We start from the raw sequence: 258 nt of genomic DNA on the forward strand, positions 1-258 counted from the left end.
CGAACCGATAGCGGCTCTAATCCTTAGCGGGCCGCTTCGCGGGCGAGCTGCGTCAGGTCGTACGGTGCGTTGTAGATGGTGACCGCCATTCCGCGATCGAAGAGGCCGGACAGTACCTCGACGATCTCGCCGACAACCACTGGGGCCGGCCTGCCGTCCGCGCGGGCACGTTCGGTGGTGATGCCGTGCACCGCACTGGCCTGCGCGGGAATCTCCTCTCCGGGGTCGGCCAACCAGTCCCAGCGCTCCACGCACGTT

At 67.4% G+C, this 258-nt stretch carries 1 pseudogene; it reads right to left on the reverse strand.

From position 1 onward, the window contains the following. Positions 1-23: 23 nt before the first annotated feature. A pseudogene (locus tag ABFX56_RS16175) lies at positions 24-258 on the reverse strand (3'-5' exonuclease); the annotation flags it as partial.

This window comes from Parafrigoribacterium mesophilum (genome assembly GCF_039652555.1).
Classification (GTDB): domain Bacteria; phylum Actinomycetota; class Actinomycetes; order Actinomycetales; family Microbacteriaceae; genus Parafrigoribacterium; species Parafrigoribacterium mesophilum.